This window comes from uncultured Roseobacter sp., from assembly GCF_947496515.1.
In the GTDB taxonomy this organism is placed as follows: domain Bacteria; phylum Pseudomonadota; class Alphaproteobacteria; order Rhodobacterales; family Rhodobacteraceae; genus Roseobacter.
This window is the reverse complement of record NZ_CANMDB010000012.1, coordinates 121754-143522: the sequence shown is the minus strand read 5'-3', so window position 1 is coordinate 143522 and position 21769 is coordinate 121754. Positions and strand designations below refer to the sequence as shown.

Genomic DNA, 21769 nt, shown 5'->3' with positions numbered 1-21769 from the left:
TGCTATGATCAGCCCCAGCGGTTGAGTTTCCTCGAAATTGAGCAAGTACGGCGCTAAAATATTTGATCGATTGGCTGTTCCAGCGCCATTGCTCCGGCATATTCGGCCTGCACCTCTTTTTGCAGTGGATGATACCGCGCTGCCTGAATGTCGCGGAAACGCCGCTCAAGCTCAGTCTTGCGATAGAAGCTCGCGCCGCCTGCCAACTCCATTGCCAGTTCCACCGTTCGGATCACGTTTTCTTCGACCAGACGTCGGCCAATCATCACGTCATTGATGGTCTCTGCCGAGGGTGCGTTGCGCTCGACAGCTTCGATCATAAAGGTTTGCGCCATGCGTGCTGCGGCCAAGGCCGTATCCATACGTCCGGCAATAGACTGGGTGCGGCTGCAGACCGGTTTCTTTGCGGCAATGTCGACCGCAATTTCTCGCGCGCTTTCGGCGATGCCCAGGTAAACCGAATAGATCAGCGGAAATGCGATGGTGGCGATCATTTGAAACGCCGGGTGCCACTCGCCCGCTGCGCGTTTGAGCGGGATTTTGTCGTCCGCGATGAACAACCCGTCGATTGTTATGTCATGCGATCCAGTGCCGCGCATCCCCATGGTGCGCCAGGTATCCAGCACAGTGACCTCTGGCGCAGAAAGTGGTACGCCGAAATGCAGGACCGTCTTTTTTCCGTCTTCGTCACTAATGGCACCAGTCATGAGCAGATCACCCGCAGGCGCGCCAGACGAGAACACCTTTCGGGCGGTAATTTGATACCCGCCGTCTACTTTTTCGGCCGTGCCGGAGCCACCAATCCAATCTGATCCGCCCGAACTCAACAGTACGATTTTTTCGTCGGCAACGCGTCGCAGGAGAGGTTCGACCATAGGACGCGCGGGGTCCTGATGATGCCAACGCCAAGCGGGGATTGCGACTTGGTGGGTATGCATTGATAGGGCAAGGCCGGTTGACCCGCAGGCCCCTGCGATAATGCGCAGCATGTCACAGAGTGCGCGCACGTCGGCCCCACCGCCACCAAGCTCAACAGGAACACCTGCCGACATCAGCCCGGCGCTTTTCAGGTCCGTGTAATTCGCGGCGACAAACCTGTCATTGTCATCGTGGTCAGCCGCCCTTGCAGCGAATGTTTTTGCCAGAGTTTTGGCAGTCTCATTCAGGTTGGCAGCAGTTGTAGCGCGGTCAATAAATTTGTTCATAGTGAATTCTCCATTCCATCAAAATGCATTCTCAGGATCACGGAAGTGCCATCGCGACGATAGTCCAGAAACTGTACTGGCGACATTCATCCAACCCGACTACGCTTAAGAAGACGCTTTGGCAGTCAAAAAAAGGAGTGATATCATGAGTGGTTACGGTCAGTTTTGCCCGATTGCGATGGCGGCGGAGATTTTGTGCACGCGTTGGACGCCTCTTTTGCTGCGGGAATGCCTGTGCGGCAGCACGCGGTTCAATGACCTCAGGCGTGGCCTACCGCGCATGTCACCTTCGCTTCTGTCAAAGCGTTTGGGCGAATTGGAAGTGGCAGGTGTGATCAAGTCCGCCAAGACGGACAAAGGCGCCAATGAATATCGTCTGACAGCGGCTGGCGAAGAATTGAGGCCCCTCATCATGGGGATCGGTGTGTGGGGGCAACGATGGGTCGAAGGCGGGCTTTCGCTCGACAATCTCGACCCAGAACTGCTGATTTGGGACATGCACCGAGGCTTAAACATTGACCCGTTGCCCAAGAAACGCGTGTGCCTTCAGTTCGTCTTCAATGATCTTGCAACCGCAAAGCAAAATAGCTGGCTTCTGGTAGATCCAATTACCGGCGTTGAGGCCTGTTATTCTAACCCAGGTCACGAAGTTGACCTCTACGCGGAAAGCCACTTGCGAACGATGACTGCAATATGGATGGGCGTCGATACCGTCGAGAAAGCGGTGGAAGGCGGGCGGATGGTCCTGACGGGCACCCCCGAAATCGCAAACTGCATGCAGAAATGGCTTGGCCTCAGCCCCTTCGCCCACGAAGAACGGATGGCCAGTTGATACATCAAAGTGTCGGCGATGATTGAAGAGCATTCCACGGCGAAGGTGACGCCGCCTCGCTCACCAGTTACTCGCCCACTGATGAATAGTCGGCAAAAACCTGAAAGCCGACATTAGCTGCATTGCGGAAATACTGCACTATGGGCTCAGAGCCGCCTAATGCTGACGCGGCAATGCCGGTGCGGCAGGCCGACGAAGACCGGCCATCTGATCGTTTGGCCAAGCCACTGAAATCGCAGCTGGTCCTACGATGAGTACTCGTTGGAAGATCAGCAGCTGTCGTTCGCGCTCCGAGCGGCGAAATCTGCCTGTGAGCCCTTTATTTTTGGATGCTGCAACATGCACCAGTGTCTGAACACGCTGCGAAGCGGCCATTCGAATGTGCGTGCTGCGTAAATTCTGCGAAGAGCTGGAAAGGCTTACGTTTAAATTCAATAGGTTGATTTGCGTCATGTGCGCAATTTATGCAACCTGAAGTCGTCTCCTGGCGCGCGCAGACCGGTGTTCTACGGTCCGACCAATCAGTCAAATTGCAGCTAGTCCAATCGAGGGCCACCCACGCATCCTTAAGCCTCTAATCAGGCGGGCTCATTTTTCCACAGATGGAGTACGCAATTTCGTATCAGATCACGGGTGGCTTGGGGCAAACTCGGCGAGGAAACCAGTTTTTGCTAGCGCATTTCGGCCTCCATAAAGCTCGTCGATCAGATGTCCTAGGATATGTCCACGCGCTGGCACTGCACGGTAATGCCGTCTTGGTCACGCAGGGCGTTTAGCACGATCCTGATCTTCACTCTAGATGAATGATTCTTGCAGTTCGCTCGCCTGTTGTCGGTCACGATCTTCTCGCCAGGACACTTCGTTGCCCTTCTCATCGTCCACTCCTCAGTGGTTGCCACAAGCACCAAACACTCTCTCAGCAAGTGACCGTAATTGGTCTCATGTGCGCTGGCGTCAGACACAGACAAATTTCGCAATACGACAAGGTTTATCGATAAACCTTGACAGGTTTATCGATTGCGCAGTAGGTGAGTCGCAGATTTATTGGGAGGAAATCATGAAACTCGCACTTAAGCTCGCCTCGGCTGTAGCTGCCACGGCCGTGTCCATGACCGCGCTGTCCGCCTCGGCGCAGGACATCGGTGGCAAGATTACGTTCTATACCCATTTCGGGAATTTCGTGGACAATGGCAAATGGGATGAATGGACCGATGCCTTCGAAACGGCCTATCCGGGTACTGAAGTCGAAGTTATCCCAGTGGCCGGGTATCGCCGCGATATGCCGACGCGCATGGCGTCGGGCGATTACGGCGATGTCCTGAACGTCCTCGATAACCTGCCACCCGAGGATTATGCGACGTTTTATTTGCCCCTCAATGACATGGCGATCGCAGAGACCCACAGCTTCGTTGAGCGCTACACTGTTGATGGCAACATCTACGGCTATATCTATGGCGCAAATGCAGAAGGGGTCGTCTACAACAAAGACGCCTTCGAGAGGGCGGGCATCACCGCCGTGCCGACGACACGAACAGAATTGTTTGCCACCTGTGCGGCCTTGTCGGAGGTGGGCATCGTGCCGTTTCAGATCAACATGGGGGCCGCGTGGCCCATGCAGCAATGGGACAAGGCCGCGTTGATGTTTGCCGGTAATGGCGCGTACTACGAAGAGGCCCTGTCAAGCGAGACGCCCTACAACGCCGATGAGCCGTTCGGCCAGTCCATCCGCTTCGTCAAGGATCTGTTCGATGCGGGTTGTACCGAGCGCGACTATACCGCCAACAACTGGGACCAGTCCAAGGCGCTCCTGGGCGTCGGAGAAGCGGGCATGTGGTTTCTGGCCAACTGGTCCGTGCCGCAGGCAATCACCGCAGGGCAATCCCTTGGCGTTGATAATGTGAGTGAAAGCCTTGGGATGTTCCCGCTCCCCCTTGACGACAGCGGGACGCCTTCGGTGCTGCTGAACCCGGACTGGGCGCTTGGTGTGTCGGCCAATTCCGAGAACCCGGCGACGGCCAAGGCCTGGATCGAATTTCTGCTGACGCAAACTGATGTCGCGAACGAGGCTGGCTTTATCCCGGGAGATTCGCGGATTGAGCCGTCCCTGCCGCAACTGGTGGAGTTGTTCGGCTATGACCCGGTCGTGATCGAAGCCGGAACGCCAAGTTCGGCGTTCAAACAGGCGATGGCGGATGCGCGGCTTGATTTCATGAGCGGGACCTACATCCGCGATCTCGTGCTGGCCGAGGATTTCGACGCGGCCATTGCAGATATCAACGGACGTTGGGCGCGCGCCACAGCGAACTGATCCTCTCCCTGAGACCGCCGTCGGCCGGATGCGTACGGCTGGCGGCGAGTTTCACTCTATCCACGTCAATCCGCGGGGCCGATCCATGTTCACAGCAACAGCACAGACCCAGAGACGATTGGTCATCATCGGATTTCTCGTGGTCCCCTTGATGTTGTTGACCGTCTTCAGCCTCTATCCCTTTGCGCAGCTTGTCTGGTTTTCCCTAACGGACTGGGACGGGATTTCGCCAGAGAAGACCTTTGTCGGGCTTGCGAATTACGAGCGTATCTTCTTTGAGGATCAGGAGCTTTTGCGCCCTCTGATCAACTCTCTTTATTACTTCATCGGTTCATTGATGCAGCTGGCACTGGCCACGTATTTTGCCGTGATCCTGAACCGCGGACTACCAGGTTCAAATGTGTACCGGATGCTTTTATTCATGCCGTTTGTGCTCAATTCGGTCGCGGTTTCGATCATTTTCCGGGACTTCTTGCAGATCGAAGGCGGGTTGGACGCCTTGATGGTCATGATCGGACTTGGGGCGTTCACCCGCGAATGGGTGCAGGACCCCGAGATCGTGAAATGGTCTCTCGTGTTTGCGTCGGTCTGGCGCTACCTCGGATTTCAATTGCTCATCACTTATGGCGCGTTGCAGGCCGTGCCGCAGGACCAGTATGAGGCCGCCCGCATCGAAGGCGCCTCCGAATGGCAGCAGTTCCGCTTCATCACATTCCCCACAATCGCGCCCATTCTTGGGCTTCAGATCATTCTTTCGACCGTCGGTTCCTTGGAAGTGTTCGATGTGCCTTTCCTGATTACCGGCGGGGCGAACGGAACCAAGACATTCATCATGGCGACGCTGCAAGAGGCGTTTGAGTTCCGGCGCGTCGGCTTGGCGGCCGCCATGGCCGTGATCCTGCTGTGCTTTGTAATGCTGGTTATGGTTATTCAACGCGCGGTCTTTGATCGGGGGGGCACAAAATGAATATGGCCAAACGGATGCGCCGTCTGACCCCGCGCAAAGTGTTCTGGAATGCGGTGCATTATGCCGTGCTGACATTCGCGTCGATCCTTGTGGTCGCACCCTTGCTTATTGCGTTCATCAGCTCCTTCAAGACCCCCTTGGAAATGCTGCGCGGTGAGAAGACGGACCTGCCTGCCGATTGGGGCAACCTGCAAAACTATACCGATTTCCTCGAAGGGCAGCCCGTGGGCGTAGCGTTCTACAATACGCTCTTTGTGATCGTCGTGTCGTTGTTCATCGTCACCATGGTCGGCACGATGGCGGCCTATGTGATTGACCGCTTCCGGTTTCCCGGGCGCCGACTGATCCTGTTGCTGTATGTGATCGTGATGGCTGTGCCCGCTATCACGACGCAGGTTTCCCTTTATCAGGTGATGCTGTCGCTCGGTCTGGTGAACAGCAAATGGGCGCTCATCGTGCTCTATTCGGGTGCGGATATCGTATCGCTTTATATTTTCATTGTCTTCCTCGGCTCAATCTCGCGCGAGATTGATGAAAGTGCGCGGATCGAGGGAGCCAGCTATTTTCAGATCTACTGGAAAATTATCCTTCCGCTGATGACGCCCGCGATTTCCACAGTTGTCATCTTGCGTACGATCCACATGTATAATGATTTCATCCTGCCCTATCTCTACACGCCGCGGGTTGAGCAATCGACGGTTTCGATGCTGTTGTTCAAGGCCTCCGACATGATGTCGTCCAACACGGAGGCTATTTTGATGGCGGGGATCGTTATCGTCATTGCCCCTACGTTGATCGCGTTCTTTGCCCTGCAAAAACAGATCGTCTCTGGCATGATGCGCGGCGCGGTAAAGGGGTGATGATGCAAGGGCTTATTGTCACAATCACAACGCGCATCTGGCAGCTGGCCGCGATCAATCTGTTTGCCATAGTGCTGTGCGGTCTTGGCCTTGGGGTGTTCGGCATCGCGCCTGCGCTGACGGCCGCGTTCTGGGCGGTGGCGCGGCTGGAGGACGAACGGACCGGTCCGCTGATCCGGGGCATGTGGGCGCAGTATCGCGCCGAATTCCTTCGTACCAACCTGTTGGCGGCCCCGCATATTGCCGCTGTCACAGGCCTGTTCTGGATCGGCCTGATCGGAGGCGGGCTGATCCGGGGGCTCTTGATGGCACTTGCCGTGATGGTGTTGGTGCATCTGCTGTCGGGGTTGTTCGCGATATCGCGCCTGTCGGGCACATTGGCCGACGGGTTTGCCAATGCGCGCCTTGGCGTCGCACTTGCGCCCTATGGCACCCTTTTGGCGCTGGCGGGCCTTGTGTTCGGTGTCTGGGTCACGGTGCAACAGCCGCTGATCGGCCTTTATTTTGGCCTGTCGGGCTTTGCATGGCTCACCCATCTCCTCGTTGCGCCGGCGCTGTCCCATACCATGCCGACCCCCACCAGATTCACCCCAATACGACAGGAGGCATCGTGATGAGCGGCGGCCTACAAATTCAAAACGTCACCAAATCTTTTGGCGCACTGACCGTGCTTCGGGATATTTCCATCGATCTTGCTCCCGGCGAATTTCTGGTTCTGCTGGGCGAAAGCGGCTGCGGGAAATCGACCCTGTTGCGCCTGATCTCCGGGCTGGAAGAGGACCACGACGGATCGATCCTGATCGGCGGCAAAAACGTCACCCACCTTGATCCCAAGGACCGCAACATCGCTATGGTGTTCCAATCCTACGCGCTTTATCCGCATATGTCGGTGTTTGATAACATCGCCTTCGGCCTCAGGATCCGGCGCATGTCCAAGGCGGAAATCAAGGCCGAGGTGGGCCGCGTGGCCGATGTTCTAAAGCTCGGCGATTACCTGCAACGCAAACCGGGCCAGCTGTCTGGCGGGCAACGCCAGCGGGTCGCGATCGGGCGTGCGATGGTGCGCGATCCGCAGCTTTTCTTGTTCGACGAACCCCTGTCGAACCTCGACGCAAAGCTGCGCGGCGAAATGCGCACTGAGATCAAACGCATCCATCACGCGCTCAACGCGACCATCGCCTATGTGACCCACGATCAGGTCGAAGCCATGACGCTGGCCGACAAGATCGTGCTGCTCAACGGGGGCGAGATTGAACAACTCGGCACGCCAGAAGAATTGTACATGCAGCCTGATACATTGTTCGCCGCGCGCTTTATCGGGACGCCGGAGATCAACACGCTGGCATGCACAATCACACGCGACGGAGACGGATACATGGCCAAGATCGGAGAGGTCACTTTGCCGGTCCCTACTCATGCTGCCCGAGGCGCAATTGCTGACGGGACCAAGGCCATCCTCGCAGTGCGCCCAGAGGGTCTGTCTGTCGGGGTAGGCGAAGGATTCGTCACCACAGATCACTCCGTTGAGCTGTGCGAACCAATGGGCTCTGAGACCTATGTCGTTCTCAACTTTAACGGTGAGCCTGTCCGCCTGCGGGCCGCGGGCCTTGTGAAGCTCGCCGCGGGAAGTACCCAGTCGATCACATGGGATTTTAAGGGCGCGCATCTGTTTCATCCGAACACAGGTCAGCACCTTTGATGGCCCAGAGGCGGCCGAATATCATACTGATCACCTCCGATCAGCTGCGGCCCTTTGAATTGGGTTGCTATGGCGGCACGCAGGTCGCGACGCCACATATCGACAGGCTCGCCGCGCGCGGCGTCACCTGGAAGACAGCGATCACCAATTTTCCCGTCTGCATGGCCGCGCGGTCTATTCTAATGTCGGGCCAACACAACCGCACAGCGACGGGTGGCAAGACCAACGTGGCCTATCCGGGGCGCCGGGGCGATTTCAACATGCCCGAATATCCGTTTCACAAACGCCCGCATCTAATTGATCCGACCTTGCCCGAATGCCTGGGCGCAGCGGGGTATGAGACTTGTGTGATTGGTAAATGGCATATTCATTCCTGGCCCCATGACATCGGGTTTGATCACTACCTGATCCCCCGCGTCCACCACGCCCATTCCGCGCAAATTTATTCCCGCGATGGCGGGCCGGAATTTGCACCCGAAGGCTTCAGCGTCGATTTTGAGGCCGGGGAGGCGGAGCGTTATATCGCCGCAAAGGCCGACAGCGACGCACCCTTTTTCCTCTATTACAACATCTCGCCGCCCCATTGCCCCGTGGCGGATATGCCCGATGAATATCTGACAATGTATGACCCTGCCGCAGTCGCCCTGCGCGAGAACACGGACGAAGATGGCATCGAAGACAAGGACTACTGGTTAAGGGTTTATCGCTGGGATTTTCGCTATTACGCGTTTCGCCTGCCGCACACGATGGATTTGCCGGACGGGTATGACCTCCGTCACTTGGCAGCAGAATACTTCGGGGCTGTGACGTGGATGGATCGCACCGTTGGGCGCATTCTGGATGCGGTGACGGGGGCAGGCCTGGATGACAGGACGCTGATCCTGTTTACGTCTGACCATGGTGAAAACCTCGGCAGTCACGGGCTCGTCCAGAAAGGTTCCGAAAACGACGAGAGTATTCGCATTCCGCTGGTGATGGCGGGCCCTAATATCCCCAAGGGTCGGCGCATTACAGAAGGGGTCGCCTCCCTGATTGATCTGGCTCCGACCCTGCTGAGCCATGCCGGTATCGACGTGCCCGCCCATATGCAGGGCGCGTCCTTGGAGGCAGGCACTGCTGGCCGCACGGCCCTGTTTCAGACCACCACAGGCGTCGGGCTGCGCAGCGTCGCGCAAAGTGTGTTTGCCACCTTTGAGCAGGGCCGGACCTTGTCGCGGGCACCACACAGCGTTTTTGACACCGTCAACGACCCATTCCAATTCAATAATCTGGCAGAGGCCTTGGCGCTGGATGCACAGATCGATCCGCTTCTGGCGGAGCTATACGCGCGGGATGCTGAAATCCCGTGGCGAGACCTTGAGGATGATCCCCGATGAGCAAAGACGAGCAAACTTCAACGGCAGAACTGAAGCTAGTGAAGGGTTGGCGGGTGTCACAGGTTGACGGGTCCGCGGATGTGGCCCTCAATGTGCCCGGTGATGTGCATTCCGCCCTTTTGGCTGCGGGCGTCATCACTGATCCCTATTGGCGCGATACCGAAGCGTCGCTGGATTGGGTCCATGAAAGCGAGTGGATCGCCCAGACCACATTTGAATTCACGCCGAAGGGTGGGCGCTACACGCTGACATTGGATAGCGTGGACTGTCATGCCATCGTCAGCGTCAATGACATCGAAATCGGGCGATGTGACAATCAGTTCCTGCGGTGGGATTTCGATGCGACAGAGGCGCTCTTGCCGGGGCAAAATACCCTTACCGTGCGGTTCTTGTCCAATAGCGAAATCGCGCAGGCCAAGGCTGCGGCCTCTGACATCGTGATCCCCTATATGGCGCGCAACAACCGGCTGGCGCATTTCAACCACCTGCGCAAAACGCAATGTCATGCGGGGTGGGATTGGAACATCGCGCTGTCGCCTCTGGGGATTTATGGCGATGTCACCCTGCGCCGCACCGATGATGCGCGGCTTGATGACGTGATGTTTCGCCAGACCCATGCAGGGGGACGTGTCACCCTTGAGGCGACTGTTGTGTTTGAGGCCGCCGGACCCACGTCGCCAATGATCACGCTCTCGGTAGACGGGCAGACCATCACCCTTTCCCCGCAGACCTATCCCGGCGAGAACCGTGCGACCCTACTGGCGGTCATCGAAAACCCGTGCCTTTGGTGGCCCGTGGGAGAAGGGGAGCCGCATCAATACGATGTCACTCTGCGGCTGAACGGGCAAACCCGCGCCTACACGATCGGCCTGCGCGAGGTGATCCTCGATACCTCCGCCGATGCTATCGGCAACCGCTTTGCCTTCCGCGTCAACGGGCGAGATATATTCATGCGCGGTGCGAACTGGATACCAGCCGATGCCTTGCCGGAACGGGGCACGCCCGAGGTCGCGCGTGACCTGCTCACCTCGGCGCTTGAGGCGAATATGAACATGATCCGCATCTGGGGCGGCGGCCAATACGAGGCGGATTGGTTCTATGACATGTGCGATGAGATGGGGATCATGATCTGGCAGGATTTCATGTTTGCCTGCAACGCCTATCCCGCCCATCAGCGTGATTTTCTCGCGACGGTTCAGGCCGAGGCGCGTCAGCAAATCCGCCGCCTGTCCTCTCATGCGTCCCTGGCGCTTTGGTGCGGGGACAATGAATTGGTCGGCGCTCTCAACTGGTTTGATGAATCGGAGACCGACCGGGACCGGTATCTTGCGATCTATGATCGTCTGAACCACGCGCTGGAGGAGGCGATAGACGATGAGGCCCCGGACGTCGCGTTCTGGCCGTCCTCCCCGTCGATTGGTCGGCTCAATTTCAATGATGGCTGGCACACGGACACTGCGGGCGACATGCATTTCTGGGACGTCTGGCATTCGGCAAAGGACTTTGAGCATTACCGCACCGTGCGCCCGCGATTTTGTTCGGAATTCGGATTTCAATCAATGCCGTCTATGGCCTGCATCAAGACGTTCACCACGCCAAAGGACCGCAATATTTCCTCAAAGGTGATGGAGGTCCATCAGCGCAACGAGGGTGGCAATGCCCGCATTGTCGAGACGATCCAGCGGTATTTCAAATTCCCCGACAATTTTGCGGATATGGCCTACCTCAGCCAGGTTTCCCAAGGGCTGGCGATGAAAACCTCTATTGAATTCTGGCGGACTTGCAAGCCGCGCTGCATGGGGACGCTGTATTGGCAGCTCAACGATACCTGGCCAGTGGCCAGCTGGGCCAGCCTTGAATACGGCGGTGCATGGAAGAGCACACATTACCTCGCGCGGCGTTTCTTTGATCCGGTGATGGTTACCGCACAGCCGAACGCGGTCACCGGCGACATCGTGATCTGGGCCGTCAATGAAACCGACGCTCCGGTCTCGCTGACGGTCGGTCTGCGAGCGGTGGATCTGGCCGGGCCGATGGAAACTCTGGACACAGTTTCGGGCGTCGTGCCCACAGGGATGGCCGTGGAGCTCACACGCCTTGCGGCGGAGCGGGTTGGCGCGCAGCACTTCCTGCATTTTTCATGGGTGGATACGGAGTGCAGATTCGAGGGCGAGAATGACTACCTGCCGCGACGCCCGAAAGACTATGATCTGGCCGATCCGATCATCGATGTGCAGGTAGAGGATGCAGGGCGGAGCGTGACCCTCACCTCCAGCAGCCCTGCGCTTTATGTGACCTACGACCACGGAGGCTCTGCGGTCTATAGCGACAATTGCTTCACTCTTTTGCCAGGGCTGCCTAAAACTCTTACAAGGCTGAGAGATCGCGGCGCCCCGTTGGATGAAAAGGCGGCGCAGGTCTGGTATCTGAGGGGATGAAACACATGGCGCCCAGCGACTTGAGCGACAGCGGGCCTGTCACGCTCAAAACCATCGCCGAGGAGATCGGCGTGTCCGTGACGACCGTGGCGCGCGCCCTGAAGGGCGGTGAGCGGATCAGCGACGATATGGTCGCAAAGGTCAAAGAGACAGCCAACCGTCTGGGCTATGTCCGCAACCTCGACGGGATGAAACTGCGCACGGGCCAGACCCTCGTCATCATGGCGTTCTTGAGTTTTTCAAACGAGGAAGAGATTGGCGATAGTGGATCGATTGGCCTGCTCAACGGGATACATAGGCGCTTTGCGGGATCGGAATACGCTGTCCGTGCGATGCCGGTGGCGATGGAAGAAAACGGATTGGAAAAAATAAAGGAAGTCATGAAAGGCCGAAATGCGGACGGTTTCATTCTCGACCACACGGTGCCCGACGACAGCCGCGTAAATTTCCTGATCGACGAGAACGTCCCCTTCGTGACCTTCGGGCAAACCTTGCGTGGGCAGGATCATGCGTATTTTGACCTCGACAACGAATTTGCGGCCTATCAGGGGACGAAATCCCTGATTGATCAAGGATATCGCAAGATCGCCCTTCTTGATGCGGATCGGCGATATTTCTTTGTAGGCAAGCGGTTGGATGGGTATCGCCGGGCTTTGGCCGACGCAGGGATCGCCCTTGATCCGGCGTTGATCCGACATATCGATTTTGATGCCGCCAAGGCGCGTGACGCAGCGATGGAGCTTGCCGAGCTCGGGGCGGAGGCTTTCGTGTGCGTCAACGAACTGGTGTTTTTAGGCGCTCGGGCGGGGGTCCGGCGTACGCTAGGCGCCCGGGCGGAACAGGCGGGCTTTTCTCTTCGGTCGGGGACGAATCTTGGCGCTTATATCGGCACGCCACTCAATAACTCGTACTTTTCGCGTCAGGAAGCGGGTTGGAACCTTGCTGATCTTCTTCTGAAACGCATCGCAGGTGATCCGGTTCCCGATTGTCAACGGATCTGCAAAACCGAACTCCGGATTCATGATGGGCTTACACAATGAAGCGATCCGAGATTAACGATATCCTTAAACAAGGCGAAGCTTTTATCCGGTCCTTTGGTCAAACCCTGCCGCCGTTTGCCAATTGGTCATCAGACGAAATGCGCAGTGAAGCAGCCGCACCAATCCGAGAGCGGGGTCTCGGTTGGGACATCACCGACTATGGGCAGGGCAAATTTAAGGAACTAGGGTTGTTCTTGTTCACGACCCGCAACGGTACGTTGTCTGACCTAAGTACAGGGCGCGGAATGCTCTATGCGGAAAAAGTCATGATAACGCGTGAGAACCAACTGTCCCCAATGCACCGCCACAATATCAAAGCGGAGGATATCATAAACGGTGGCGGGGGAGATCTAATAATCGAATTATTCTCTCCAAATACGGATGGCAGTATTGACCGCAAAAGCGATGTGACTGTGCCCAGCGATGGACAAGAGGTCACTCTTCCCGCCGGCGGGAAGCTGAGGCTTTCACCAGGACAGAGTGTGACCTTGATGCCCGGCATCTGGCACGCTTTTTGGGCGGAAAAAGGTGACTGTTTAGTGCGCGAAGTTTCGACGGTAAACGACGACCGCACCGACAACGTCTTTGAGATGGATATCGGTCGCTTTTCGTCCGTGGACGAGGATCAAAGCCCAAACCGGCTTCTCGTGTCAGACTACGTCTAAGAAGCAACGTGACAACACGTAATCGTATCCTGACATGAGGTGGTTTCTGTGTAGTTCAGTCGCCGTCTGACGGCTTTTCAGATGAGCCGGACAACAGAATTTTTCGAAGTTATGCGTTGGACGCCTCAATGCACCTCCGTACCGATGGAGGTGTGGACGGACTGTCTTCGAAATCAGTGCCATAACTGTTGGTTGTGTGCGCTACGTGTGCAATTCAACGGTAAGGTCTGCAAAGCGCATGGATGCAGCCTTCTGCGCAAGCGCAGCAAACTCACCATTTGTCCCGCACAGTTCTGGTTGAGCAGCCAACTCGCCAATGGCGGCGTTGGCTTGATCCGGTCGTTTGCTCTCGACGCAGCGAACCAGCGGGAAGAGCGCAAAGCGACCGAAACTGTGCTGCGCCCGGAAGGCAGCCAGTGGGGACTGTGGGTTTCAGATCAGCATGGTTGCGACAACAGTGTATGTCCGCTGGAACTGTTTCTTGCTAGCTGAGTGTGATTTGCCCGACATCCTTTGCATGTCAATCGCTTCTGAACCTACCGCGGTCCGTTTCGAAGTGACGCAGTCGACGGCGGGATGCCGATCTAACCTTTAGCGCCGTTGGCTGTTTCGAAAGCAATTCGCTCTTCCATTGTTTTCGTCAGGTGCTTAGCCCCAGGCCGGCAGCCTTGATAGAGCCTGAACATCGAGAACCCGCACAGGGTGAGGAGTAAAACCATATAGAAGAGTACGACTGGATATTGCGTGAAGCCCATGAACAGCGAAACTCCCAAAATGCTGACCGGTCCAGTAAACAAAGCAACGTCAATGTTCTCTGATCGCCGCATCTTCAGAATATCCACCATCTCGTGCCTTGTGAGCGATGAAACGGTTGTCGATGGCGCAATCGCACGATCAATAGTTCCCTCTTCGATAGATACTTTCTGCGCCCGGTTTGCACTCAAAAGCAGCGTTTCTCCCTGAATAAACCTAACCTCCAGTTCCGCTCGGAAACCCGGACCAAACTGAAAAAGAATCAAACACCACACCACCAACGTCACCAAAATACCGGCCCAAAAGCCCAGGCTTGCGTAGTTTCCCTCATTGACCGCCCAGATAATCGCGCCGAACGGACCGCTTATGACTGCCAACCACTCCACCAGGCTCTTACGGGCATAGATCCATTCCCTGGGAGAGAGCATAGACCGTCGGGTCTTTACCTCTACGATTGAGTTCAACGGACGTCGAAATCGAGGTTCGTCAAGCGGCGTATCGGCTGACAGCCTCTGCATGATCAACCCATCTTCAACGTGGAGCAATTCTTCTGTCTCAAGGTTGGTGATTGGGGTCTTATCAAACCACTTTAAGACCAAACTCATCAATGCGCCGACTAGGAAGCACCACGAACCGACACGCAACAGGCTGTACTGAGATATTTGAACGTTCAATATCTCTAGCTCTTCTCCTTCGACCTGAAAGCTGAGTACTGCCAAGAGACAGCCAAATCCTGCGAGGGCTGTTGTCAGTGTCATTTTATGATGATTGAGCCAATTCATGGCATGCTCCCATTTCGCTCTTTGCGTGTGATCCAGCTGCGGAGTGTAGGGTCTTGGCCCAGGCTAAGGTATCAAGTGGCAAGAACCAACAGATCGATCATTTGTAGACAATCTTCCGCTCGAACCGAGAAGATCGTCACTTCCTCTCAAGCACTCCCACTACAACCTTTTTCGACCATCGCTCGTTGAAGTTCCGCAGAGCGTCGCGCCAGTGCCATTGCATCGGTGACCTCCTGCAAACGTTCCTGACTTCCTTCCGCGTTGCGTATCCTGGTCGTCGCCTGGCTCACAGCACCTGCCGCTTGAACGCCGGTCAGGCCACCACGAGCCGCCCCCCCCATCAAAACTCCCAAGCCAAGATTGACCGCGGTGTTTGCAATGGCGTCCTGCCTGGCACGGGTCCGGGACTCTGCTTCAATTTCACGCGCCCGTGCTACGATCCGGCCATTCCGCGCTGAGAGCTCGCCGCATGATAATGACAAATCATCTTGCTGAAGAAGCGAAGGCTGGGCCTGGCTGACAGGAACCGTCCCCGTCATGCAGGCACTCAGGGATGCGACCGCAAGCAAAGCCGCGGGCAGTTTCAGTGTTTGGTTCATTGGTCGTCCTCCCGCACCATTTCATTGAGGGTTTGAAGGTCTTGCAGGCCTGCTTCGACGCGTGTTTTCGAGACGAACGCAGGTGTTCCAGAAACACCAAGCTTCCGAGCCAAAGCCATGTTTGACCTCAGTTCTTTGTCGATGTCGGGATTCTGTGTTTCTCGAAGGACGCGATCAAAGTCGATCAGCATCTCTTCCGCAATCCGTCTTGCCAAAGTCACAGATTTCGGCTGGGCATCCGGCTCAATTAGCGCCATGTGAAAATCATAGTAGACAAAGGGGCCTTCCAGGTTCCGCACCGCAATCGCGATCTTCGCGAGTTTGCGCGAGGCCTCGCCTAGGATCGGCAACTCGAGTATCCGGATCCGCTTATCGTGTTCATCGGTGAAGGTTTGGACCGTTTCCGACGCAACCCCGCAGTATCCGCATCGGTAGTCAGAAAACTCGATCAGCAAAGGATCGCGCTCTTGCGAGATGGCCCCGTGCAGCGTGCGATCGAATAGAGCCGCGCGTGTAGGATCATTTTCGTCAAAAGCGGATCCACGCTCGGCTGAAGCTTCTTGCTCTTCAAGCAATCGCAGAGCGGCCACGATAATCTCTGGCCTGTGGAGGATCACCCGAAGAACGCGTTCCTCGAAGTCATCGGGTAAAGTCGGCAAATCCGGCTCTGAACTCTGCACTGATGAGCAGAGCAGCAGTGTGCAAATAAAACCAACAGTGACTATTTTGGGTTTATTTTTTCTGTATAAATGATGCATATTTTCACCGTACTTGACTTTTATATGAAATACCAGCCCGGAGAAAAGACAAATGAAATCGAGCGCTCTCTCATCGCCGACCACCCTGATCCGTGGTGGCCAGACTACCCAACACTGGTGGCGCATGGCCCAACAGGTCTTGCGGTTTTCTCTGGTTCTGGCGGCGATCGGGTACATCGCCAGCTTTGCTTACCTCGCACGGGACGTGATCGACCCGGAGCGAATTCGGGTAACGGTTTTCTACGGTTGGGCGGAGCAGCTGGTTCAGAACGAGACCGGCTCTGAGAGAACGTTTACACTTACCGACCACAACGGCGAGATCAGAGACTACAGCGCCGTTGAGCTCTACCGCGACCATCGCCAGCGCGAGATACGAGACACGACGGTTCGAAAGGCCTTCCGCGCGGCCTTCCTCTCGCTCATCCCAGCTCTTCTAATCTGCCTCGCCAGCGTTGTCGTCTTCTATGTCAGCGGGCGGCGTGTCGAGCGGAACAACTACATTCGGGGCTCCCGTCTGATCAGCGCTGGTGAGCTCAAGTGGTGGTCCAACAATCAATGGAAGCAGTACGTCCGAAAGTTCAAGGACCGCAAGAAGGCGCCGCGCTACACCATTGCAAGCGTCCCTTTCCCTCCAAATGCGCTTGAAGCTCAAACCGGCTTCTTTGGCACTGTCGGCGTAGGCAAGACGACTGCGATGATCGAGATGCTGCGCACCATTCGTCAGAATGGTGGCCGCGCTGTGATCTACGACCGCATGGGTACCTTTGTCAGCCGCTTCTACAACGAGGAAACCGACGTCATCGTCAATCCATTTGATGACCGGTCTGTTGCCTGGTGCCCCTTCGATGACGTCAAAGACCTCGGCTCCTTTGCCCAGATGGCGGAAGTGATGATCCCGATCAGGCCCGGAGAGAGTGATCCCTTTTGGACTAACGCGGCGCGCATCGTCTTCGAGCACGCTGCGCGCGAACTTTACAAGCGCGGCGAGCGCACAAATGAGGCCCTCCTCAACGCTATTCTGAACATGCCAGCGGACCAGCTCAGCGAGTTGGTCGCCAACTCACCCTCTGCCCACTTCTTCAACACCAACATTGAGAAGACGGCTCTCAGCATTCGCGCCAACATGATTTCGCATCTGCGATTTCTCGAATTCATGCGGGATGATGGACCACGCTTCTCGATTCGCAAATGGATGGCCGAAGACACCCCTAGCTTCGTGTTTCTGACGGCTGACGCGGAACATACGGCTGCGACCCGCAACATCATCTCGACCATCACAGAGCTGGGCGTCAACGCGCTCATGTCGCAACCGCCCTCGGCGGATCCTCGGGTCTTCTTCTTCTTCGATGAGGTGCCGGCGCTGAACAAGATGCCGTTTCTGGTGACCTCTCTCGCGCAGATCCGGCAGTTCGGTGGTGCCTTTGTCCTGGGTTACCAGGTCTACAGCCAGCTTGAGGAGATCTACGGGCGCGAAGCGGCTGAGTCGATCACAGGGACACTCAACAACCGTCTTGTCTTTAACACACCCAATGCCCGGACCGCCAAGGTCTTCAGCGACAGCCTCGGCTCGGCCGATACCATCGAGGTCAATGCCAACATCACAGTTGGTGCGCATGAGGCCCGCGATGGTGTTGGCTTTGTTCAGAGCCGTCAGGAACGCCCAATCGTCACCGCGTCGGAGATCCAGGCGCTGCCTCAGTTCGAATGCTACGTTCGCTTCGCCTATAACGCGCCGACAGCGAGGGTCACATTCAAAGCGCCTGGCGAACCCGAGATCTGCGCGGGCTTCCAGCCCTATCTTGGTGATGGCTTCTACGATGGCCGACTTGATGGTGGCGGCCCAGACAATGGTGGCAGCGCGGCCGAGCAACACGAGGCATCGCAAGACGACCCGGAGCTCTTCGACGCTTTCGCGACCTGGGCGGGCGCGGCCTTCGCCTGCTCACGCGATGATTGGGTGAAGAACCGCACCTGCCCTCCAACGGATATCGCAGCCTATTGGGCGCATTTCTACACCCAATACACCGCTGGCGTTCCGCCCGACAGGATCCAGCCAATCGTCATGGTGTCCGATCCCGTGATTGGCAATCGTCAAAACGCGTCGCGCCACTCCACGACGCCCCAACCACCTTGGATGAGTACCGCAAAAGCGGAACAAGATGTCCAACGTGACTTGGCTCACAAGAAACGAAAGCCCGCAAAAGGTGCCAAATCGGGACCGTCGCGCTCTAGCAGGTCGAAGAAGCCAACGAGATCTTCGAAGAAAAAAGTGACTGCATCACCCGTTTGGTTCGATGAATATCAAGGGGACGTTTGATGCTCTCGATGTCGAACGTCAGCAGCGGACAGGCATCAAGCGGATACTACAAGGCCGAAGGCTACTACATTGCGGGCTCACCGGAGGCGGAACAAGCTGCGCGTTATTTCGGCGATGCAGCAGCGGAAGCCGGGCTTTCCGGAAGGATCGATGACGTCCGGTTTTCGCAGCTGCTCGATGGCATGGCACCGGATGGTTCCCGCATTGGAAGAATGCGCGATGGCGCCTGGGAGCATAGATCCGGTATCGATCTGACCTTCTCAGCGCCGAAGGGCGTCAGCATCGCAGCCCTTGTTGGCGGTGATAGCCGGGTGCTTGAGGCGCACCACGAAGCTGTGAACGAAGCCATGGGCTATGTCGAGAAGCACGTGGTCCAAACAAGGATCTGGGAGGAAGGCCAGATGACGGTCGTCACGGGCGGCAAGATCATCGCCGGTCTCTTCCAGCATGACACAAGCCGCGCGCTCGATCCTCAACTGCATACCCATGCCGTGATCGCCAACATGGTCGACCCGGGCGACGGCCGGTTCCGCTCACTCCACAACGACAACATTTACCGCCACACGCTTCTGCTCGGCCAGATCTATCGGAACGCCCTAGCTGGTAGCCTCGAAAAGCTCGGCTACAGCGTAGAGTGGGGCGATAAGGGGCTCTTTGACATTAGAGATGTACCCGAACCCCTGATTGAGCATTTCTCCAAGCGGCGGTCCGAGATCGAGGCCAGTCTGAAGGATCGCAACCTGGAGCCTTCCACCAGGAACTCCGCACTCGCCGCTCTCGCAACACGGTCCAAGAAAGGACCTGTTGAACGCGGCGACCTTTATTCGGCCTGGCGTTCGGAAGCTCAGTCTCAGGGCATTACGCTGCAGATGCCAAAAGAGCCAGCCCAGGAACGCACTCAACTCTCCGATGCCCGGGCCGCCCTGCAGTTCGCAGTTTCGCATCTCTCTGAGCGGCAATCCATCTACGAGAAGGCCGATGTCATTCAGACTGCCATCACCCATGACAAAGGGGTGCGCGCCGTTGAGGTAGAACGTGAGATCCGAGACGCGCTTGGCCGTCGTGATCTCTTTGCCGTCATGCACGATGATCGGGCGCATCTGACCGACAAAGAGACGGCTCGGGTCGAACGCGAAAACATCGGTTTGATGCGGCGCGAGCGTCGTAACGGCTCGGTCGATGTCAGATCGGCAACCGACAAGCTCACGCTCCGGCCCGCAGAGAAGGTCGTTGCTCGACGTCTTGACCGCACCACACTCACCGACGGTCAGAAGGAAGCAGCCCATTTGATCCTGACGAGCGAAGACCGGATCGTCGGTGTCCAGGGTCTGGCCGGAACGGGCAAGACGTTCATGCTGGCGACTGTCGCAAAGCAGCTCGAGCGCGCCGAGTATACCATCGAAGGTTTGGCCCCCTCCCTCAAGGCCGTCTCGGCTTTGAGTGAGTCTGTCCCCGACAGTCGCACTGTCTCCTCCGCCCTCGTCCGCCACGAGAACGCGCCGGGCGATCCCGACAAAAGCAAGACGGTTCTCGTCGTTGACGAAGCGTCGATGCTCTCATCGCGGCAGATGAACAGCGTCATCAAGATGGCCAACGACAAAGGCTACGCCCGTGTGGTCCTGGTGGGGGACGTTCGCCAGCTCGATGCCGTCGCCGCGGGCTCTTCCTTCCGGCAACTGCAGGACGCAGGCATGCCCTATGCTCAGATGCTGGACATCCAACGCCAGAACACAGCAGAAGGGCGGACGGCGGTTCTACACGCGTACCGCGGTGACGTACACGCGGCCTTCTCGGGCATTTCCGAGGTGTCCGAGACGGAAGACAATCGCGCCGCCATCTCGGCCGAGGTCGCTTCAAAATACCTCTCACGCTCGTCTGAAGATCGTGCCCGGACTGGCATCGTCGTCATGACCAATGGCATGCGCCGCGACATCAACTCTGCCGTTCAGGCTGGACTTCGTCGCACCGGCGAGGTTACTGGGCAAGCCGTCACGATAAACAGTCTCCTCCCGCGGAACCTGACGGTGGCCGAGGCAGGCGAAGCATCAAGCTTCAAAACCGGCAACATCATCGCCGCCCTGAAGACTGTGAAGACTGCGGATCTGACCGCCGGCGCTCTCTATGAAGTGTCCGCTGTCGACCCCGAAAAACGCCTACTGGAACTGACCGATGAGGAGGGTAAATCCCGCGTTCTGACGCTCGAAGCGGGGTCGCGTCTTGGCCGGCATCTTGTGGCCTTCCAGAAGACTCACGAGCAATTCGCCGTCGGCGATGCGGTCAAGTTCAAGATCACCGATCGCGACAACGGGATCGAAAATGCCAACTCCGGGCGCATCGTTTCAATCAACCAGAAGCAGCTCACCGTCCGCACTGAGGACGGAAACAAGACCCTCCGCACGGACAGCCTTGCAGCCCGCGGCATGCAGCTTGCCTACGCTTCGACATCCCACGACTACCAAGGCTCAACCGTCGATCGCGTGATCCTCGGCATGCACAGCAAGGAACGTCTGGCGACCCAGAAAGGCTTCTACGTGAGCCTGTCGCGGATGCGTGAAGACACGCTTCTGGTGACCGACAGTGCAAGCAAATTGGCCGACACAATCCAGAAGGAAACAGGTGAGCGCATCAACGCTCTGGAGGCTCTCTCCCAGAACCCGCAGGCGTTTCAGGAACGTCTCCACGACCAGCTGCTGGATCGGGGTCAGGCCGCGTTTCAGGCGGCCGTTCAGCCTGGTCGAATGGCTGACTTTGACCCCTTCCGGTTTCACCAAAACGCAGCGCCTGAGCCAGAGAAGACATCCCCTCACACCACCCTGAACCAAACCTCGGAGCACAGGACAGAGGACGCTCACAGAGGCGATAGAGTCCGCACTGAGGAACAATCCGCCAGTCAGACTGAGCGACCCCAAGGGGAGCTTTTTGGCCAGCCTGACGGACGCCAGGAAGATGCCAAAAGCGACCAACGACAGGTCCAAGACGCTGCACGTGAGACGGCTTCTGAAAGGCAATCTGAGGCTCCTGACAAGGCCTCCAATGACCTGCAGAAGGATGGCAAAAATCATCCCGGCCGAGACCGCGAACCCGATCCGCTCGCCGATCTCGACCAGCGCATGAACGATCTCTTCGACCAGCTCGAAGAAAAGAACCTTGATCAGAAAACCCTCTAAAGG

18 protein-coding genes are annotated in these 21769 nt (G+C 57.1%); 13 read left to right on the top strand and 5 right to left on the bottom strand.

Annotated features, from left to right (window positions below):
• Nucleotides 1-53 precede the first annotated feature (53 nt).
• On the bottom strand, nucleotides 54-1205 hold the full coding sequence (locus tag Q1A53_RS18855; protein ID WP_299969389.1) for an acyl-CoA dehydrogenase family protein: 1152 nt from the start codon (nucleotides 1203-1205) through the stop codon (nucleotides 54-56).
• A 145-nt stretch (nucleotides 1206-1350) separates the two neighbouring features.
• On the opposite strand from Q1A53_RS18855, the gene Q1A53_RS18850 reads away from it, so the two are divergent.
• On the top strand, nucleotides 1351-2037 hold the full coding sequence (locus tag Q1A53_RS18850) for a helix-turn-helix domain-containing protein (protein WP_299969387.1): 687 nt from the start codon (nucleotides 1351-1353) through the stop codon (nucleotides 2035-2037).
• A 156-nt stretch (nucleotides 2038-2193) separates the two neighbouring features.
• On the opposite strand, the gene Q1A53_RS18845 is transcribed toward Q1A53_RS18850, so the two are convergent.
• A complete protein-coding gene (locus tag Q1A53_RS18845; RefSeq protein WP_299969385.1) occupies nucleotides 2194-2490 on the bottom strand; it encodes a hypothetical protein in 297 nt (98 codons plus the stop codon).
• A gap of 604 nt (nucleotides 2491-3094) precedes the next feature.
• Between Q1A53_RS18845 and Q1A53_RS18840 the strand changes: the two genes are divergently transcribed.
• The 10 genes from Q1A53_RS18840 to Q1A53_RS18795 all read left to right on the top strand — a co-directional run bounded on the left by Q1A53_RS18840 (nucleotide 3095) and on the right by Q1A53_RS18795 (nucleotide 13882).
• A complete protein-coding gene (locus Q1A53_RS18840) occupies nucleotides 3095-4345 on the top strand; it encodes an extracellular solute-binding protein (protein ID WP_299969383.1) in 1251 nt (416 codons plus the stop codon).
• A gap of 85 nt (nucleotides 4346-4430) precedes the next feature.
• On the top strand, nucleotides 4431-5312 hold the full coding sequence (locus tag Q1A53_RS18835; protein WP_299969381.1) for a sugar ABC transporter permease: 882 nt from the start codon (nucleotides 4431-4433) through the stop codon (nucleotides 5310-5312).
• Nucleotides 5309-6172, top strand: coding sequence for a carbohydrate ABC transporter permease (locus tag Q1A53_RS18830; protein WP_299969379.1), 864 nt, complete (start codon nucleotides 5309-5311; stop codon nucleotides 6170-6172). The genes Q1A53_RS18835 and Q1A53_RS18830 overlap by 4 nt, the downstream gene beginning before the upstream one ends.
• A 2-nt stretch (nucleotides 6173-6174) precedes the next feature.
• The gene (locus Q1A53_RS18825) at nucleotides 6175-6786 is read left to right on the top strand and encodes a DUF624 domain-containing protein (RefSeq protein WP_299969377.1); all 612 of its coding nucleotides are present in this window, start codon (nucleotides 6175-6177) and stop codon (nucleotides 6784-6786) included.
• A 53-nt stretch (nucleotides 6787-6839) separates the two neighbouring features.
• Nucleotides 6840-7871 (top strand): ATP-binding cassette domain-containing protein, encoded by a 1032-nt coding sequence (locus tag Q1A53_RS18820; protein ID WP_299969375.1) that lies wholly within the window; start codon nucleotides 6840-6842, stop codon nucleotides 7869-7871.
• Complete coding sequence (locus tag Q1A53_RS18815; RefSeq protein ID WP_299969374.1) at nucleotides 7871-9247, top strand: sulfatase-like hydrolase/transferase; 1377 nt, start codon at nucleotides 7871-7873, stop codon at nucleotides 9245-9247. Before Q1A53_RS18820 ends, Q1A53_RS18815 begins: the two co-directional genes overlap by 1 nt.
• Before the next feature lie 53 nt (nucleotides 9248-9300).
• Nucleotides 9301-11685 carry a glycoside hydrolase family 2 protein gene (locus tag Q1A53_RS18810; protein ID WP_299969373.1) on the top strand — a complete coding sequence of 795 codons (2385 nt, stop codon included), beginning with the start codon at nucleotides 9301-9303 and terminating at the stop codon, nucleotides 11683-11685.
• A 5-nt stretch (nucleotides 11686-11690) separates the two neighbouring features.
• Complete coding sequence (locus Q1A53_RS18805) at nucleotides 11691-12725, top strand: LacI family DNA-binding transcriptional regulator (protein WP_299969371.1); 1035 nt, start codon at nucleotides 11691-11693, stop codon at nucleotides 12723-12725.
• Complete coding sequence (locus Q1A53_RS18800) at nucleotides 12722-13390, top strand: D-lyxose/D-mannose family sugar isomerase (protein WP_299969369.1); 669 nt, start codon at nucleotides 12722-12724, stop codon at nucleotides 13388-13390. Before Q1A53_RS18805 ends, Q1A53_RS18800 begins: the two co-directional genes overlap by 4 nt.
• Before the next feature lie 207 nt (nucleotides 13391-13597).
• Nucleotides 13598-13882: a hypothetical protein gene (locus Q1A53_RS18795; RefSeq protein WP_299969367.1), complete on the top strand. Its 285-nt coding sequence runs from the start codon at nucleotides 13598-13600 to the stop codon at nucleotides 13880-13882.
• 92 nt (nucleotides 13883-13974) lie between these two features.
• On the opposite strand, the gene Q1A53_RS18790 is transcribed toward Q1A53_RS18795, so the two are convergent.
• The 3 genes from Q1A53_RS18790 to Q1A53_RS18780 all read right to left on the bottom strand — a co-directional run bounded on the left by Q1A53_RS18790 (nucleotide 13975) and on the right by Q1A53_RS18780 (nucleotide 16366).
• Nucleotides 13975-14925, bottom strand: coding sequence for a hypothetical protein (locus tag Q1A53_RS18790; RefSeq protein WP_299969365.1), 951 nt, complete (start codon nucleotides 14923-14925; stop codon nucleotides 13975-13977).
• Between the two features lie 146 nt (nucleotides 14926-15071).
• A complete protein-coding gene (locus Q1A53_RS18785) occupies nucleotides 15072-15524 on the bottom strand; it encodes a hypothetical protein (protein WP_299969362.1) in 453 nt (150 codons plus the stop codon).
• Nucleotides 15521-16366, bottom strand: coding sequence for a DsbA family protein (locus Q1A53_RS18780; RefSeq protein WP_299969360.1), 846 nt, complete (start codon nucleotides 16364-16366; stop codon nucleotides 15521-15523). The genes Q1A53_RS18785 and Q1A53_RS18780 overlap by 4 nt, the downstream gene beginning before the upstream one ends.
• Between Q1A53_RS18780 and Q1A53_RS18775 the strand changes: the two genes are divergently transcribed.
• Nucleotides 16335-18599 (top strand): type IV secretion system DNA-binding domain-containing protein, encoded by a 2265-nt coding sequence (locus tag Q1A53_RS18775; RefSeq protein ID WP_299969358.1) that lies wholly within the window; start codon nucleotides 16335-16337, stop codon nucleotides 18597-18599. The genes Q1A53_RS18780 and Q1A53_RS18775 overlap by 32 nt on opposite strands.
• Complete coding sequence (gene mobF, locus Q1A53_RS18770) at nucleotides 18599-21766, top strand: MobF family relaxase (protein WP_299969356.1); 3168 nt, start codon at nucleotides 18599-18601, stop codon at nucleotides 21764-21766. The genes Q1A53_RS18775 and mobF overlap by 1 nt, the downstream gene beginning before the upstream one ends.
• Nucleotides 21767-21769: the final 3 nt, after the last annotated feature.

Excerpts from the sequence above, each read along its gene's own strand:
- Q1A53_RS18790 (WP_299969365.1), bottom strand. The coding sequence starts at position 14,925 with ATGAATTGGCTCAATCATCATAAAATGACACTGACAACAGCCCTCGCA.
- Q1A53_RS18805 (WP_299969371.1), top strand. The coding sequence starts at position 11,691 with ATGGCGCCCAGCGACTTGAGCGACAGCGGGCCTGTCACGCTCAAAACC.
- Q1A53_RS18835 (WP_299969381.1), top strand. The coding sequence starts at position 4,431 with ATGTTCACAGCAACAGCACAGACCCAGAGACGATTGGTCATCATCGGA.
- Q1A53_RS18815 (WP_299969374.1), top strand. The coding sequence starts at position 7,871 with ATGGCCCAGAGGCGGCCGAATATCATACTGATCACCTCCGATCAGCTG.
- Q1A53_RS18855 (WP_299969389.1), bottom strand. The coding sequence starts at position 1,205 with ATGAACAAATTTATTGACCGCGCTACAACTGCTGCCAACCTGAATGAG.
- Q1A53_RS18785 (WP_299969362.1), bottom strand. The coding sequence starts at position 15,524 with ATGAACCAAACACTGAAACTGCCCGCGGCTTTGCTTGCGGTCGCATCC.
- Q1A53_RS18830 (WP_299969379.1), top strand. The coding sequence starts at position 5,309 with ATGAATATGGCCAAACGGATGCGCCGTCTGACCCCGCGCAAAGTGTTC.
- Q1A53_RS18850 (WP_299969387.1), top strand. The coding sequence starts at position 1,351 with ATGAGTGGTTACGGTCAGTTTTGCCCGATTGCGATGGCGGCGGAGATT.
- Q1A53_RS18840 (WP_299969383.1), top strand. The coding sequence starts at position 3,095 with ATGAAACTCGCACTTAAGCTCGCCTCGGCTGTAGCTGCCACGGCCGTG.
- Q1A53_RS18775 (WP_299969358.1), top strand. The coding sequence starts at position 16,335 with ATGAAATCGAGCGCTCTCTCATCGCCGACCACCCTGATCCGTGGTGGC.
- mobF (WP_299969356.1), top strand. The coding sequence starts at position 18,599 with ATGCTCTCGATGTCGAACGTCAGCAGCGGACAGGCATCAAGCGGATAC.
- Q1A53_RS18800 (WP_299969369.1), top strand. The coding sequence starts at position 12,722 with ATGAAGCGATCCGAGATTAACGATATCCTTAAACAAGGCGAAGCTTTT.
- Q1A53_RS18825 (WP_299969377.1), top strand. The coding sequence starts at position 6,175 with ATGCAAGGGCTTATTGTCACAATCACAACGCGCATCTGGCAGCTGGCC.
- Q1A53_RS18845 (WP_299969385.1), bottom strand. The coding sequence starts at position 2,490 with ATGACGCAAATCAACCTATTGAATTTAAACGTAAGCCTTTCCAGCTCT.